This is a genomic window from Bradyrhizobium sp. LjRoot220, assembly GCF_964252915.1.
In the GTDB taxonomy this organism is placed as follows: Bacteria; Pseudomonadota; Alphaproteobacteria; order Rhizobiales; family Xanthobacteraceae; genus Bradyrhizobium.
In genome coordinates this window covers 131570-146316 of record NZ_CAXUPS020000007.1, presented here as the reverse complement: position 1 = coordinate 146316, position 14747 = coordinate 131570, and the positions used below count along the sequence as shown (strand labels likewise).

Below are 14747 nucleotides of genomic sequence, written 5' to 3'. Positions count from 1 at the left end.
TCCGGACCCGGATCGCCTCTTTCTCGGGCGATTTGAATGGGCCGATGATGCGCTGTCTCGTTGTCGCCGACTTGCATTATTCATTGCCGCAGTTCGACTGGCTGCTGAGCGCCGCGCCGCAGTTCGATCTGGTGATCTTTGCCGGCGATGCGCTCGACATCGGCTCGATCGTCGATTTTCGCGCCCAGATCGTCGTCGTGAAGAAATATCTGTCGCTGCTGGCCGGCATCACCCGCGTGATTCTTTGCTCGGGCAATCATGACCTCGACGAACGCAGCGCGGAGGGCGAAAAATTCTCGCGCTGGATCGGCGAGGCCCGCGAACTCGGCATCGCCTGCGACGGCGACAGCCTGACCATCGGCAACACGCTCTTTACGGTCTGTCCGTGGTGGGACGGACCATTGGTCAAGCAGCGCCTCGAAACCCAGTTGCAGGAGGCTTCAGCAAAGCGGCCGCAGCGCTGGATCTGGGTGCATCACGCGCCACCGGCGAATTCGCCGACCAGTTGGGGCGGCAAGCGCTTCTTCGGCGACGTCGAACTGGTGCAGTGGATCGCGCGCTACCAGCCCTCGATGGTGATCTCGGGCCATGTGCACCAGTCGCCATTCATTCCCGATGGCTCATGGTTCGACCGGCTCGGCGATACCTGGGTATTCAACACCGGTCTGCAGCACGGCCGTCCACCCACCTACATCGTGCTCGATTTCGACGACGCGAAAGCGTTCTGGCTTGCTGGCGACGAGGCCCAGTCGATCGACCTCAATGCGGCGCTGCAGCGGCCGGCGGCGACGATCCGGACCGCGCCGGACTGGCTCACATCCTTGGGTCGGATTGCCGATCCGAGCCTGGCGAAACCTGCGTCGGCGGAAGGTTGATCATGCTCTGCAGGATGTCGCCGACCATCGCCAGGTGGTTGCCGTGGCCGCCATATTGCCGCTTGAGATCGGCGAGATAGGTGGTGGCAACGTTGAGCCGCTGCGCCAGCATCCGCGCGATGATCAGAGCCACCGCCGGCTGCTGCCGCAGAAACGAGGCGGCATCGTCGATCTCGTAAATCGCCGAATCCTGGGCCGCGCGCACGGTAGCGGTGTGCGGGGCGTCGAGCAGCACCGACATTTCGCCGAGCACCGCGCCGGGTTCAGTGATGGTGGCCACAACGGTGTCGCCCTTGACCACATCGAGTCGTCCCTCGATCAGGACGTACAGATGCCCGGTGCGGCCGCCCTCGTGGAGCACCTCGGTGCCGGCGGAGATGCCGCGGCGATGACCGCCAATGCAATATTCGAGAATTTCGCGCATCCCGCCACCTCCGCTTTGGGGAAGATTAGGCACGGAGTGTGCCAAGGTCGAAGAAACATATTAGAATGTTTCTAAGCTGCAATATGGAATCGCTCTAAACGACGGCCTGCGCGACATCGCGGCGCTTCGTGCGCGGTAGCCACTGCGCTAGTGAAACCGGCATCGTCACCATCCCCGCCGGAGCAGTCCTCATGATGAAGTTTCGCGTCTTCGCCGCAAGCGCTGCCTTGCTTGGTTTGGCCTCGTCCGCCGTCACCACGGCCACCGCCGATAACGGCGAAGTCAACGTCTACACCTATCGCGAAACCAAGCTGATCCAGCCGCTGTTCGATGCCTTCACCAAGGACTCCGGCATCAAGGTCAACGTCGTCTCGGCGAGTTCGGGGCTCGAGCAGCGCATGAAGGCCGAAGGCGCCAACAGCCCGGCCGACGTGCTGCTGACGGTCGATATCGGCCGCATGGACGAGGCCGTGAAGGCCGGCGTGACCCAGCCGATCAAGTCGGAGGCGGTCGACAAGATCGTGCCGGCGCAATATCGCGATCCCGACGGACACTGGGCCGGCATCTCGATGCGTGCGCGCGTGATCTACGCCTCGAAGGATCGCGTCAAGCAGGACGCCATTACCTACGAAGAGCTCGCCGATCCCAAGTGGAAGGGCAAGATCTGCATCCGCTCCGGCCAGCATATCTATAACAACGGCCTGTTCGCGGCCTACACCGCCAAATACGGCGAGACCAAAGCCGAGGAATGGCTGCGCGGCGTCAAAGCCAATCTGGCGCAGAAGCCGTCAGGCGGCGATCGCGAGGCCGCGCGCGACGTCGCCGCCGGCAAGTGTGACATCGGCATCGGCAACACCTATTACTGGGCGCTGATGATGAACAACGATCCCGACAAGAAGCCATGGGCCGAAGCCACCAAGGTGATCCTGCCGACGTTCCAGGGCGGCGGCACCCACGTCAATCTGTCCGGCGTGCTGCTGGCCAAGCACGCGCCGAACAAGGCCAACGGCATCAAGCTGATCGAGTGGCTCGCCGGTGAAAAGGCGCAGCAGATGTATGCCGACCAGAACTACGAATATCCGGTGCGCGCCGGCGTCGCCATCAACCCGACGATCGCGGGCTATGGCAAGCTCAACGCCGATGCGCTGCCGATCGCCAAGGTCGCCGCCAACCGCAAGGCCGCTTCGACGCTGGTGGATAAGGTCGGCTTTGATAATTGATGCTTTGAAGTTTGATGTCGTGCTGCCCGTACTTGCTCCGCCCTGTTCCCTCCCCCCTTGCGGGGGAGGGCTAGGGAGAGGGGTGGCGGCAACGGCGGTGGGTGTGGCTTACCCCTCTCCCCTGCCCTCCCCCGCAAGGGGGGAGGAAGCGCACCTTCCCAACCGGACACATCTGCGACTATTCCAGCAGCGTGTGCCGACGTGAACCCTTCCGCGCGCGCCCGACGGATCTCGGCGGCGATCGCGGTCTTGACCGCGATCATGGTCGCCGCGCCGGTGCTCGCGGTCATCGCGCTGGCGATGAACCCGGTGCCCGATCTGTGGCGCGACCTGATCGCCTATGTGCTGCCGCGGGCGATGCTCGACACCGCGCTGTTGCTGTTCGGCGTCGGCGCGTTGGCGCTTTTGATCGGCGCCGGCACCGCGTGGCTGATCTCGCTGCATGATTTTCACGGCCGCGCGCTGCTGCTGTGGCTGATGCCGCTGCCGCTGGCGATCCCGACCTACATCGCCGCCTATGTCTATGCCGACCTGTTCGAGCCGCTCGGACTGGTCCATCGCACACTGGCGATCTGGTTTCCGCTGCGCGACACGGTGGCGGCACTGCCCAATCTGCGTTCGATGCCGGGCGCGATCATCGTCATCGGCCTCGTGCTCTACCCTTACGTCTATCTGTCGGCACGGACGATGTTTCAGTTCCAGAGCGCCGAATTCGCCGAGGCCGCGCGAACGCTCGGCGCCAGCCGCTTGCAGATATTCTTCCGCGTCTCGCTGCCGATGGCGCGGCCGGCGCTGGCGGTCGGCGTCGCGCTGGTATCGCTGGAAACCCTGAACGACATCGGCGCCAGCGAATATCTCGGCGTCCGTACCCTCACCGTGTCGGTGTTCACGACCTGGCTCAACCGCGGCAGCCTTGCCGGCGCGGCGCAATTGTCCTGCTTCATGCTGGCGATCGTGGCCGGCCTGATCGCGATCGAACGCTATGGCCGCCGCAATGTCGCAACCGGGTTTTCCGCCGAGAGCCCGCGGCTGACACCGCGCACGCGGTTGCATGGCAGCCGAGGCTGGTGGGCGTTTGCCGCCTGCCTCTCGCCGGTGCTGCTCGGGTTCATCGTGCCGGTGCTGTTTCTGCTGCAGCAGAGTTTCAAGCGCGGGCTCCTCGCCAATTTCGACATGACTTTGGGACGCGATGCCTTCAATTCGGTGGCGTTCGCGACGCTGGCGACGCTGATCGCGCTCGCCCTCGGCTTTGCCACCATCCTGGCCTGGCGCTGGCGCCCGGATCGCCTGCGGCTTGTCGCGATGAACATCGCGCAAACCGGCTACGCGCTGCCCGGACTAGTGCTGGCGCTTGGGCTGCTGACGCCTGTGCTCGCGATCGACAACGGACTGAGCGCACTGGCCGGATGGTTCGGGCGTTCATTGCCCGGACTGATCCTGGTCGGCTCGGGTGCTGCGGTCGTGATCGCCTATGTGATCCGCTTCCTCGCGGTGCCGACCGGGCTGATCAAGGCCGGGTTCGAACGGATCCCGCACGACTATGACGACAGCGCACGCGCCGCCGGCGCAGGGCACGCCACGACGATGCGGCTGATCCATCTGCCGCTGCTGCGGCCGGCGATGCTGGGCGCCGTCATCATCGTGTTCGTGGACTGCCTGAAGGAATTGCCGGCGACGCTGCTGCTGCGGCCGCTCAACGTCGATACGCTGGCGACCTCGATCTACCAGTTCGCCAGCCGCGGCAGTTTCGAGGACGGTGCGCTCGCCGCACTGCTGATCGTCGCCGCCAGCATCGGCCCGGTGGCCTGGCTGACGCGGTTTTCCGACGTGCCGTCAGGACCGGCGTAACCGCGAATCTCTGCTCTCTCGGAACTCAGCGATCGGACTTCGCGTATCTTGATTCCGTCCGCCGCCTCCGTATACGTTCCCATCATGATGTTCATCTCCACATTCTTCCCCCTGATCTGAGCGATCCAAGTCGCTCCCGGCGCTTCCGCGCCCCCATCAGATCAAAACGGCTGCGTTGACACGGCGGCCGAACGGAGAATGTGTATGCCCAAAACCGAGTACATCGGCTTGGCCTCTCATCAGGTCGAGAACTTCATCGCCGACGGCTTTGTCAAAATCGAAAACGCCTTCAGCACCGACCTTGCAAAGCAGTGCAGGGACGAGCTGTGGGCGGATATTGGTCTTTCGCCAGACCAGCCCGAAAAGTGGATTCAACCGGTTGTTCGGGTGGCGTCCAAGGCTTCGCCGCCCTTCATTGCAGCCGCCAACACGCCACTGCTGCACAAGGCCTACGATCAACTCGTCGGGGACCGCCGCTGGCTCGCTCCCAAAGGCCTCGGGACCTTTCCGATCCGCTTTCCGTCACCAAAATCCCCTGGTGACGATGGCTGGCACGTGGACGTGAGTTACGGCGACGACACGCCTGACTTCATGGAGTGGCGCGTCAATGTGAAGAGCCATGGCCGCGCCTTGCTGATGCTCTTCCTGTTCTCCGATGTTGGCCGCGACGATGCGCCGACCCGGCTACGGAAAGGATCGCATGCCACCATAGCACGGCAGTTGCTGCCTTATGGCGAGGCGGGAGCGACGCTCAGGCAGCTCTCCGCCGATGGTTATGCTTCCACGGAAGATTGCGAGGTCGAACTCGCAACGGGCGCGGCGGGCACCGTCTATCTGTGCCATCCATTCCTCGTTCATGCCGCGCAACCTCACCGGGGTGAGCGGCCGCGCTTCATGGCACAACCACCGCTGCTGCCGAGGGGTGAGTTTGATCCGGCGTTGCCGCCCTCGCCGGTTCAGGTCGCGATCCGTCAGGCTTGTGGGCTAACGCCATAGTCAGACAGTACCCGGGACCGCCGAACGGTCCCTTGTACTCCACAAGACCACCGAAACGCTTTCGTCAGGCCGAGAATTGCCCCGAACGCTTGATAAGCAGGTCGAGAAAGCTTCGCGCCCGAAGAGCGCTCGTCCAAACCAATAGTTATCGTCGTCCCTGCGAACGCAGGGACCCATAACCCCGGTCGTCTATTGTTGACGAAGGTCTCTTCCTTCAGCGCTTCAACGACAGGCCGCGGCGTATGGGTCCCTGCGTTCGCAGGACGACAATAAACCGCGTGTCACATCAGGCGTTCTTCAGCGCGACGCGGAATTCGGCTTCGGTCTTGGACTTGACCTCGTCGAGAGCGTAGGGGCAAGGCGAAGCGTGCCCACCCTGCCAACAACGTTCGTACATGAAGATGGTGGGCACGGCGCAGATGCGCCTTTGCCCACCCTACGAAAACTCGTCCAAACCAATAGTAATTGTCGTCCCTGCGAACGCAGGGACCCATAATCCCGGTCGTCTATTGTTGACGAAGGTCGCTACCTTCAGCGCTCCAACGAAAGGCCGCCGCGTATGGGTCCCTGCGTTCGCAGGGACGACGATAAACCGCGCGTCACATCACGCGTTCTTCAGCGCGACTCGGAATTCGGCTTCGGTCTTGGACTTGACCTCGTCGAGCGTGACGCCGTCGGCGAGTTCGATCAGCGCCATGCCGTCCTTGCCGTGCTTGTCGATGGTAAACACCGCCAGATCGGTGACCACCATGTCGACGACCTTCTCGCCGGTCAGCGGCAGGTTGCACTTCTTGAGGAGTTTCGGGCCGTCCTTGGCCGAATGCTCCATCACCACGACGACGCGCTTGACGCCGGCGACGAGGTCCATCGCACCGCCCATGCCCTTGACCATCTTGCCGGGGATCATCCAGTTGGCGAGGTCGCCGTTCTGCGCCACCTGCATCGCGCCGAGGATCGACAGATCGATATGCCCGCCGCGCACCATGCCGAAGGAATCGGCCGAGGAGAAATAGCTGGTCGACGGCAATTCGCTCACGGTCTGCTTGCCGGCGTTGATCAGGTCGGCGTCCACCTCGTCCTCATAGGGGAACGGGCCCATGCCGAGCATGCCATTCTCGCTCTGCAGGCTGACGTCGATGCCCTCGGGGATGTAGTTCGAGACCAGCGTCGGAATGCCGATGCCGAGATTGACGTAATAGCCGTCGCGCAGCTCTTTGGCGGCACGGGCGGCCATCTGTTCACGGGTCCAGGCCATGGGGCTCTCCAACTGGTCAATTGTTTGAGCATGATCTGGTCAGAAAACCGGTATCCAGTTTTCCGGACCATGCACTGTTGAGTTTTTACGCGGCGGGGCGCGGACGGGTGTTGCGGAACTCGATCCGCTTCGTGCCGGTGCCGACCTCGACGATGCGCTTGACGAAAATGCCGGGGGTGTGGATGTGGTCGGGGTCGATCTCGCCGGCCGGCACCAGGTGCTCGACCTCGGCGATGGTGATCCTGGCAGCGGTTGCCATCATCGGGTTAAAATTGCGCGCGGTCTTGCGATAGACCAGGTTCCCGGCGGTATCGCCCTTCCAGGCGTGGACGATGGCGAGGTCGGCGAACAGGCCGCGCTCCATGATGTATTTCTCGCCGTCGAACTCCTTCACTTCCTTGCCCTCGGCGATCAGCGTGCCGACGCCGGTCTTGGTGTAGAAGGCCGGAATACCGGCGCCGCCGGCGCGGATGCGCTCGGCCAGCGTGCCCTGCGGATTGAATTCGAGTTCCAGTTCGCCGGCGAGGTATTGCTGGGCGAACAGCTTGTTCTCGCCGACATAGGACGAGATCATCTTCTTGATCTGCCGGGTCTCCAGAAGCCGGCTCAGCCCGATGCCGTCGACGCCGGCATTGTTGGAGATCACGGTGAGGTTCTTGACGCCGGATTCGCGAATCGCATCCGACAGGGTCTCGGCGATCCCGCACAGACCAAAACCGCCCGACATGATCATCATGCCGTCCTTGAGAACGCCATCGAGTGCCGATTTGGCGTCGGGGTAAACCTTGTTCATGGGATATCTGACCTGATGGAGGAAAACGGCTGGCGGCCCGCCTTATTAGGGATTATTAGGCGAAATCTTCGCACTGCGTCAATGCGCGCGCTTCCGGACCATCGGCCGCGGTTCACCGCGCCAGAATGGCCTTGAAGACGGCCTTGAAAGCGTCAAGAAAACCCTTCAGGTTGCGTGGGTTGGCACGGGCTTACCGAACGCGCAGCCCCATTCAGCACAGACCTCCGACCGCAACCCGATCTGGATATGTCATTGACGATGGCCCAAGGGATGAAGCGCCTGGGAATGCCGGTTGCGGCGTTTCTCGGGCTGGCTTTGATCGGCCTGATCGGGACCTCCTGGTTCCTCAACCGCGACGCCTTGCGCCAGGCGGTCGAGGCGCAGATTCGCGCCGTCACCGGGCTCGACCTGGTCGTCTCGGGGGCGATCGACGTCTCGGTATTTCCCGGCAGCTATGTCTCGTTTCACAATGTCAGGCTGAAGGGCGGCGGCACCGTCGACCCCGCGCTGCAGGTCGACGTGCTGACGGCGAATTTGCGCTTGCTGCCGCTGTTGCTGCGGCGGTTCGAGATCGCCGACGTCATGATGCTGCGGCCGCATATCCGTGTCGTCAGGGACGGCCATGGCGAGAGCAACTGGACGCCGTTCGTCGAGACCATCGCGCGCGCCATGAAGCCGGGCGCCGAGAATCAGGTGTCGTTCTCGGAGATCCGGATCCAGGATGGCGTGCTCAATTATGAAGACCCGACCAGCCAACACTCCGAGGTGCTCACCGATATCGACCTGTCGCTGGCCTGGCCGTCGATCTCGCGTTCGTTCGCCGCCACCGGGCAGTTCGACTGGCGCAGCGAACGCGTCGACGGCTCGGTCAGCGCCAGCGATTTCGTCGCCCTGTTGTCGGGCGATCGCTCGGGCCTGAAGGCGCGGCTGGTTTCCGCGCCGCTGAAACTGGCGTTCGACGGCACGCTCGCCAACCGCACCAGCACGATGATGGAAGGCACGGTGACGATCGACAGCCCGTCCTTGCGCAACGCGCTGCGCTGGATGGGACAGTCGACGCCCGGCGGCGGCTTCGGCCGCTTCGCGCTCAAGGCCCGCGCCAATGTGGTCGGCGCTTCCGTTGCGCTGACCAATGTGAACGTCGAACTCGACGGCAACGTCGCCGAAGGCGTGATGACCTTTGCCAATAACGGCCGGCAGACGCTGCAGGCGACGCTGGCCGCCGGCGCGCTCGATTTCACGCCCTACATCTCGACCTTCCGCATGCTGGCAAGCGGCGCGCGCGACTGGAATCGGCAGTTGTTCGACCTGAACTCGTTGTCGACCACCGATCTCGACATGCGGCTGTCGGCCGCCAGGGTGACGGTCGGCTCGACCAAGCTCGGCCGCACGGCGTTTGGCGCCAATCTGCGCGGTGGCGCGCTCGCGCTCTCGGTCGCCGAGGCGCAGATGTATGGCGGCATCGCCAAGGGCACGTTCGGCGTCGCGCGCTCGGACGCGGTCGCCGACGTCAAGGCCCAGTTCCAGTTCACCGATGTCGACCTGCACGCCTGCACGTCCGAACTGTTCGGCATCAACAAGCTCACCGGCCGCGGCAATCTCAACGTCTCGCTGACCGCCTCGGGCTCCAGCCCGTTCGGGCTCGTCACCTCGCTCGACGGCACCGCCACGCTGACCGGCCGTGACGGCGCGATCGCAGGCTTCAATGTCGAGCAGCTGCTAAAGCGGCTGGAACGCCGGCCGCTGTCCGGCGGCGGCAATTTCCGCAACGGCTCGACGCCGTTCGACACGCTCAACGTGGCGGTGAAGTTCAACGATGGCATCGCGACCGCCGAAGACATCCGCGTCGAGGGCGCGGCGACGCGCATCACGCTGACCGGCACCGCCTCGGTGCCGGCGCGCGAATACGATCTGAAGGGCGTCGCCAGCCTGACCTCGGCCCCGAACGCCCCGCCCGGCTTCGACCTGCCGTTCGTGGTGCAGGGCGCGTGGGACGATCCGCTGGTATTTCCCGATCCGGAAAGCCTGATCCGCCGCTCGCCGGGCGCAGCGCCGCTGCTGGATGCGGTCAAGGATCGCAAGACCCGCGACGCCGTGCGCTCGGTGATCGAGCGGATTACCGGCGGCGGTCCAAGGCCCGGCGCACCGGCGGCGGCCGAAGGTGCCACGAAACCGAACTGACGATGGCAGGACGACAAGCCGGTCCACGATGAACGCTTGCGGCCTGGCCCGGACGGGCACCGAGGTCGGCTGGTCGCTGGAATAACCCAACATTAACCATACGAGCCCATGATTTGAGCCGAATTCAGGTGGGCGCGCGCGAGCCGTTGTTGGTTTGTCACCGCTGAGACGTAGGGAACGCAGGTGACGGAAGCACCCGGCAGGGAAACGCAAGGGGGCGAACAGCCCGAGGCGGCACCGCAGGTGGCCTCAAACCGGGGGCCGGTGATAGCCGTGTCCTTGGCTGCGCTGGCGGTCTTTGGTGCCGCCACCGCCAATTCCTTGCCGAGCTTCGGTCGCTTCGCTCTGCCGGATTTCAATCAGTTCTCTTTGCCGAGCGTCGATCGGTTGTCCTTGCCGGACTTCAGCCGCTTCTCCCCGCCAAAAACCAATCTCGTCGCTGCACCTACTCCGCCTCCTCCGCCTGACCCGGCTCCAGTCCTCGTACCGGATCCAGTTGTCAGGGCGGGACTGCGGGATATTCAGACGTCGCAGGAGCAACACGCCGATGTGTTGATGTCGCTGATGCAGGGCTCCGCAGCCCAACAGACGGATCTGAAAAGAATAACCCGTCAACTCTCCCTGCTGACGGCGCAGGTGAGCTCCCTGCAGAATCAGGCGCCGCCGCTGACGACTTCCAGCATCCCACCGCCGACGACTTCCAGCATCCCACGTCCAAATCCTCGCACGCGGGTCATCCAGGCGTCGCGAAAAGTACTCCCGCCAGTACTCCCTTTAGTTCTTCCTCCACTTCCCAAGCCTGCCGGCCCCTTTTCGGTAGGGGGCGCTCCGCTGAGTCCCGCGCCGGCACCTGGTTCGGGCGCAAGCTAGCTAGCACCCAACGCCTTTGACGTGGCGACAGGATGGAGCTGCCCCGGCAAGGATCACTCGGCCGAGTTCACGCGGATTTCGGATTGGACGAGCCTGCATCCCTTAGCTTCGGCGCAGCGGTCCATCGGAACTACAAGCATCTCGCTCAACCTGCGTTGCTTCTCTTCTTGGAAAGAGGGGGGCGCCAACTGGTCGGCTCTTCTCCGAATCTCACTTTCCAAAGCGGCTCGCTGGTCAGGAGTAAGAGCCTTCCCATCCGTCATTAAAACGAAACCAACCAGGTCATGCCGCCGTAAGTCCAAATCCAGAATGATGAGCCCGAAAGGACCATCGGGGATGCTCACCCGCCTGAAAATGCAATCGTAGCTGTTCTGGCAAAGCGAATATTGCTTCAAGTTCACATACCGCATGCTGCATTCCGGAGGCGTTTCTAAACGAACGACGCAGACCGCCAGATCCGGCGCATTTTTGTTGGTGATGGGAATCGCCCTCGGATCGCGCCCCCCGTCAAGGCCTGGAATGCCGTCCCAAGGCTCTCCGTTGGTCTTCGTCTGGTCGGCCATCACGGTGATGCTGATTGGTTTCCCTTCACCGGCCAGGCAGTAGACGGGGGTCATCAAAATAAACAAAATGGCCCACAAAGATCGTCGGTTGATGCGCGAATGCCAACTCGCGACTCGGTAAGAGCGCCTGAACAAGCACAACTGGTGTCCTTGCATATTGCGCCTCCGACAGGTTTTTCCTGACACGAGCCGATTCAATGATGATCCTTTTACGAGATCAAGATATTCTCGTGTACGGATGCGTCAACACCTTAGCGCCCGCCCTATGGCAGAGCGCCTAAGAGTCTGTCCGGACACTTCAGGCCGGATTGCAGAGTTTTCTGAGCATGAGGCGGATTGAGGCGAGACGCAAGAACGCCAAGGCCTTTCGGTTGAGGCACTCCCAATCCTTGGCCAGGCGGCGGCAGCGGTTGAGCCAGGCAATGGTGCGCTCGACGATCCAGCGTTTGGGCAAGACCACAAAGCTGCTGACCTGATCGGAACGTTTGACGATTTCGATCTCGATATGCGGTCGAACTTTCGCGAGCGCATTGGCAAATTTCGGTCCTTTATATCCGCTATCGACGAACAGCTTCTTCAAAAACGGAAACATCTCGAACAGTGTCGTCATGACGAGAGCACCGCCATCGCGATCTTGGATGTCGGCCGGATGTACGACGGCGTGGAGCAGCAGGCCTACTGTATCGACAAGAATGTGCCGCTTCTTGCCCTTGATCTTCTTGCCCGCATCGTACCCGTGCGGATCAATGCACGCCCCCCTTTTTCTGCGCTTTTTACGCTCTGGCTGTCGATGATGGTGGCGGTCGGATCGGCTTTCCGCTGCCCTCGTTCGCGACACTGCTCATAAAGCGCCTGGTGGATTCGCTCCAATGTGCCGTCATAGGTCCACAGATCGAAGTAGCCGTGGACCGAGCTTCTCGGCGGCAGGTCTTTCGGGATCGCGCGCCACTGGCAGCCGGTCGAGAGAATGTACATCAGGCCGTTCACCACCTCCCGCATGATCACCGTCCGCTTACCACCGCCGGTCTTGCCCGGCGGGATCAGCGGTTCGACCAGCCCCCATTCCTCGTCGGTCAGATCGCTCGGATATCGCAACTTGCTGCGGTCGTAACGGGCGCGGTTCTTGCTCGTCCACATCGGTGGCCCCTCCTCGAATCAGGCCACTACTCTTGAATCACAGGTGATTCATATGATTCAACTACTCTTCGGACAGACACTAAGAGAGGTATCCGCGCGCGACAAAACAACCCGACGGGCAAATCACTTCGGCTTTGCGGAAATCGTGTCAAGCCCCAAAATAAAAAATATTTCGCTTTTGCAGAAGCCAAATCAGTGACACATATTGGCCATCCCGTCCTACTCAGAAGGGCGTCGGCCGTCGTCACGGACGTTGGACGGGTTGCGGTGGACGCTGAAGTCGCGGAGACGACCGTGACAAAAGCGTACGGCGAAGACGAGTGGTCCCGACGTCGCGGTGCTGGCGTCAATGCACCTGGAGGCAATAGCTTCCAGGCCACTTCGGCGGCGCGAGGAGGTTAAGGGCATCCGATCTTCTCAAGATTGCAGCAGAGGTGCGGCCGAATTGAACAGTCCCTCTTCCGGCGTTTTTAAAACATGCTTACTTGCAGGAATACGCCGCCAACCCGACCATGTTACGGCGATGGGTCCTGCTGCTCAGCACGCCACTGCACCCACGAACTTTTGTGGGGTATTCCAAACGAATGTCTTGGTTGGCGCTACTGGGAGGGGTACCAGTTCTCGGAATGCCGGGCTCGGTTTTGGTGAGGCGACCGGATGAGGGAGCTGACAGCATCCATCCGATGTGGGCCATAAACGAGCGGAGTATTTATGGTGATGGTCCGATATTCGTGGACCTGGGCGGCGTTGCAAGTCTAAACGCTTGCGCAGCTCGGCCTTAGCGGAGTTACTTCATCCCGATCCGCTTGGCGAGGTTCGACCACCTTATCGGCGCGTGTGGCTTGCATTGCATCGTCAAGGACGTGACGTACGCCATGAGATCAAACGTGCACCCACCCCCGCCTCTACCACGAATGGCGCTTGCCTTTATAGTTCAGTTGCGCGTTGTGGCAGCCGCGCAGGTCAGCCCAAGCGTACGTGCCCTTCCATTGCGGCCCGGGTGATCACGGTCTTGGTCATCGACGGGGCAATGTCCAAGGTGCGGATTTGCGGACTGAATGGTCAAGCCGAGGCGTTCGCTGTTGGCATCGGATCGAAAAAGGTCTTGGCTGCCCGCCAGTTCGAGGTTGAGGTAGATGTCGTAGAGAGCGCCGCCGAGCCCCGCGAAGTCTGGTAGTGATTTCCCCCGATCTGCCTGGTGACCAGCCCCGGATCGAGGTAGATGACCGAGTCCCGCGATCCCATTGCTGGACTCCTCGCCGCGCCCAACACCAACGACATCGCGAGCCACGGCAGGGCTGCTCGACGACGGACCGCATCGCATCGTCGGACATGGGGTCTCCTGGACTTGATGGACAACCTAAACGGCGACGACTTCGTGCAACCAGACAGCCCGCCTGAACTCGCGGTGGCCAAGAACCGACTCTATGGAAAGCTGACGCACGCGCCCCGGATGCCTATGCAATTTCGGCACGCGGGGGTTATTATTCGTTGCCAAGGAGGCGAAACGAGCAGCCCGGCATGAGATCATCTCATAGCCGACACCCGGCCGAAGACACACGAGGCCGAGGGCGGCTTGAAGCTTGATGTCCGCAAGGCACTTTTCGGACCTCACGCCACGCCTGAATTGCATCCGTAGTCCAGGGTGACAGCAGACGCCGGACGATCGCTTGGTTCACCCGCAATCTGCCCACGCCTTGAGAACTGCGTCGCCTCGCACGCAAGCGCAATCTCGTAACTTAGCTGCGACAAAGTAACCCGACGGGCAAATCACTTCGGATTTATGGAAATCGTGTCAAGCCCTGAAATAAAAAATATTTCGCTTTTACAGAAAGTAAAATCAGGGGTATATCTTTGGCCATCCCGTCCTACTCAGAAGGGCGTCGGCCGTCGTCACGGACGTTGGACGGGTAGCGGTGGACGTGACGGTGCCCTTGACCAAAGGCGCCGAAGCGTACGGCAAAGACGTGTGGTCCTGACGTCGCGGTGCTGGCGTCAATGCACCTGAAGGCAATAGCTTCCAGGGCGCAACGGAGGCAAAAGAGCCGTTCTCCGGGGAGAGCCCGTTATAAGCCGTAAAGCCATTGCGCAGGGAAGGCCGGATGCTCTCCGCTGCCCTGTATGCTCGTGTGCACTTTATTTTGTGCAAACCGCACACGAGACCGCGGGTGCAGCGCGCACCCGGTCTTCCCTGCGCCCTCTATTTCGTGAGAGGGCAAGGAATTTCTGGCAAAGCTCGGGCTTATCAGGCCGCGAGAATGCGAAGCCGTGTCGTCTCGGCCCAAGGTCATCAATCGCGCATGCGAGCCGGTATCCCATAGCCGCCGATGCACAGGTTATATCGGGCGATGCCGAAGTTGGATTTGGCTGGAACTCCAATCGCTCTCACAATCAAGATGGAGGCAGCGCCCCTTCACAATTGCGCCCCAGGCCGGGACGACAAGACTGGAACGATGTCGTTGACGCCTGATTGCCTTGCCAGGACGAACGCCTTGGCCTGGAACAACCCCTACACAAGTTTGCAACGCGCCATCTAGATCGCGCCGTTTGGTTGCGCTATCACGGATCCGACCGGTTAAAAGCCG

The 14747-nt window shown here is 62.1% G+C and carries 9 protein-coding genes and 1 pseudogene; 5 read left to right on the top strand and 5 right to left on the bottom strand.

Going from position 1 to position 14747, the window contains the following annotated elements; all coding sequences use genetic code 11:
• Nucleotides 1-47 precede the first annotated feature (47 nt).
• Nucleotides 48-875: a metallophosphoesterase family protein gene (locus ACSQ84_RS26380; RefSeq protein WP_436214872.1), complete on the top strand. Its 828-nt coding sequence runs from the start codon at nucleotides 48-50 to the stop codon at nucleotides 873-875.
• On the opposite strand, the gene ACSQ84_RS26375 is transcribed toward ACSQ84_RS26380, so the two are convergent.
• Entirely contained in the window at nucleotides 814-1299 is a 486-nt protein-coding gene (locus tag ACSQ84_RS26375) for a Crp/Fnr family transcriptional regulator (protein WP_436214640.1), read from the bottom strand. The two genes, ACSQ84_RS26380 and ACSQ84_RS26375, sit on opposite strands and share 62 nt — an antisense overlap.
• Nucleotides 1300-1490: 191 nt before the next feature.
• Between ACSQ84_RS26375 and ACSQ84_RS26370 the strand changes: the two genes are divergently transcribed.
• The 3 genes from ACSQ84_RS26370 (at nucleotide 1491) to ACSQ84_RS26360 (ending at nucleotide 5363) form a co-directional block, all read left to right on the top strand.
• Nucleotides 1491-2519 carry a Fe(3+) ABC transporter substrate-binding protein gene (locus ACSQ84_RS26370; protein ID WP_436214639.1) on the top strand — a complete coding sequence of 343 codons (1029 nt, stop codon included), beginning with the start codon at nucleotides 1491-1493 and terminating at the stop codon, nucleotides 2517-2519.
• A 261-nt stretch (nucleotides 2520-2780) separates the two neighbouring features.
• Complete coding sequence (locus ACSQ84_RS26365) at nucleotides 2781-4367, top strand: ABC transporter permease (protein WP_436214871.1); 1587 nt, start codon at nucleotides 2781-2783, stop codon at nucleotides 4365-4367.
• A 204-nt stretch (nucleotides 4368-4571) separates the two neighbouring features.
• Nucleotides 4572-5363, top strand: a complete 792-nt coding sequence (locus tag ACSQ84_RS26360; protein WP_436214638.1) for a phytanoyl-CoA dioxygenase family protein — start codon at nucleotides 4572-4574, stop codon at nucleotides 5361-5363.
• A 604-nt stretch (nucleotides 5364-5967) separates the two neighbouring features.
• Here the strand turns inward: ACSQ84_RS26360 and ACSQ84_RS26355 are convergent.
• On the bottom strand, nucleotides 5968-6618 hold the full coding sequence (locus tag ACSQ84_RS26355; protein WP_436214637.1) for a 3-oxoacid CoA-transferase subunit B: 651 nt from the start codon (nucleotides 6616-6618) through the stop codon (nucleotides 5968-5970).
• A gap of 85 nt (nucleotides 6619-6703) precedes the next feature.
• Nucleotides 6704-7411 (bottom strand): CoA transferase subunit A, encoded by a 708-nt coding sequence (locus ACSQ84_RS26350; protein WP_436214636.1) that lies wholly within the window; start codon nucleotides 7409-7411, stop codon nucleotides 6704-6706.
• Between the two features lie 258 nt (nucleotides 7412-7669).
• Between ACSQ84_RS26350 and ACSQ84_RS26345 the strand changes: the two genes are divergently transcribed.
• Nucleotides 7670-9592, top strand: a complete 1923-nt coding sequence (locus ACSQ84_RS26345) for an AsmA family protein (RefSeq protein ID WP_436214870.1) — start codon at nucleotides 7670-7672, stop codon at nucleotides 9590-9592.
• A 923-nt stretch (nucleotides 9593-10515) separates the two neighbouring features.
• On the opposite strand, the gene ACSQ84_RS26340 is transcribed toward ACSQ84_RS26345, so the two are convergent.
• Both ACSQ84_RS26340 and ACSQ84_RS26335 read right to left on the bottom strand, forming a co-directional pair.
• Entirely contained in the window at nucleotides 10516-11079 is a 564-nt protein-coding gene (locus tag ACSQ84_RS26340; protein WP_436214635.1) for a hypothetical protein, read from the bottom strand.
• A gap of 244 nt (nucleotides 11080-11323) precedes the next feature.
• Nucleotides 11324-12162, bottom strand: a pseudogene (locus tag ACSQ84_RS26335) (IS5 family transposase).
• Nucleotides 12163-14747: the final 2585 nt, after the last annotated feature.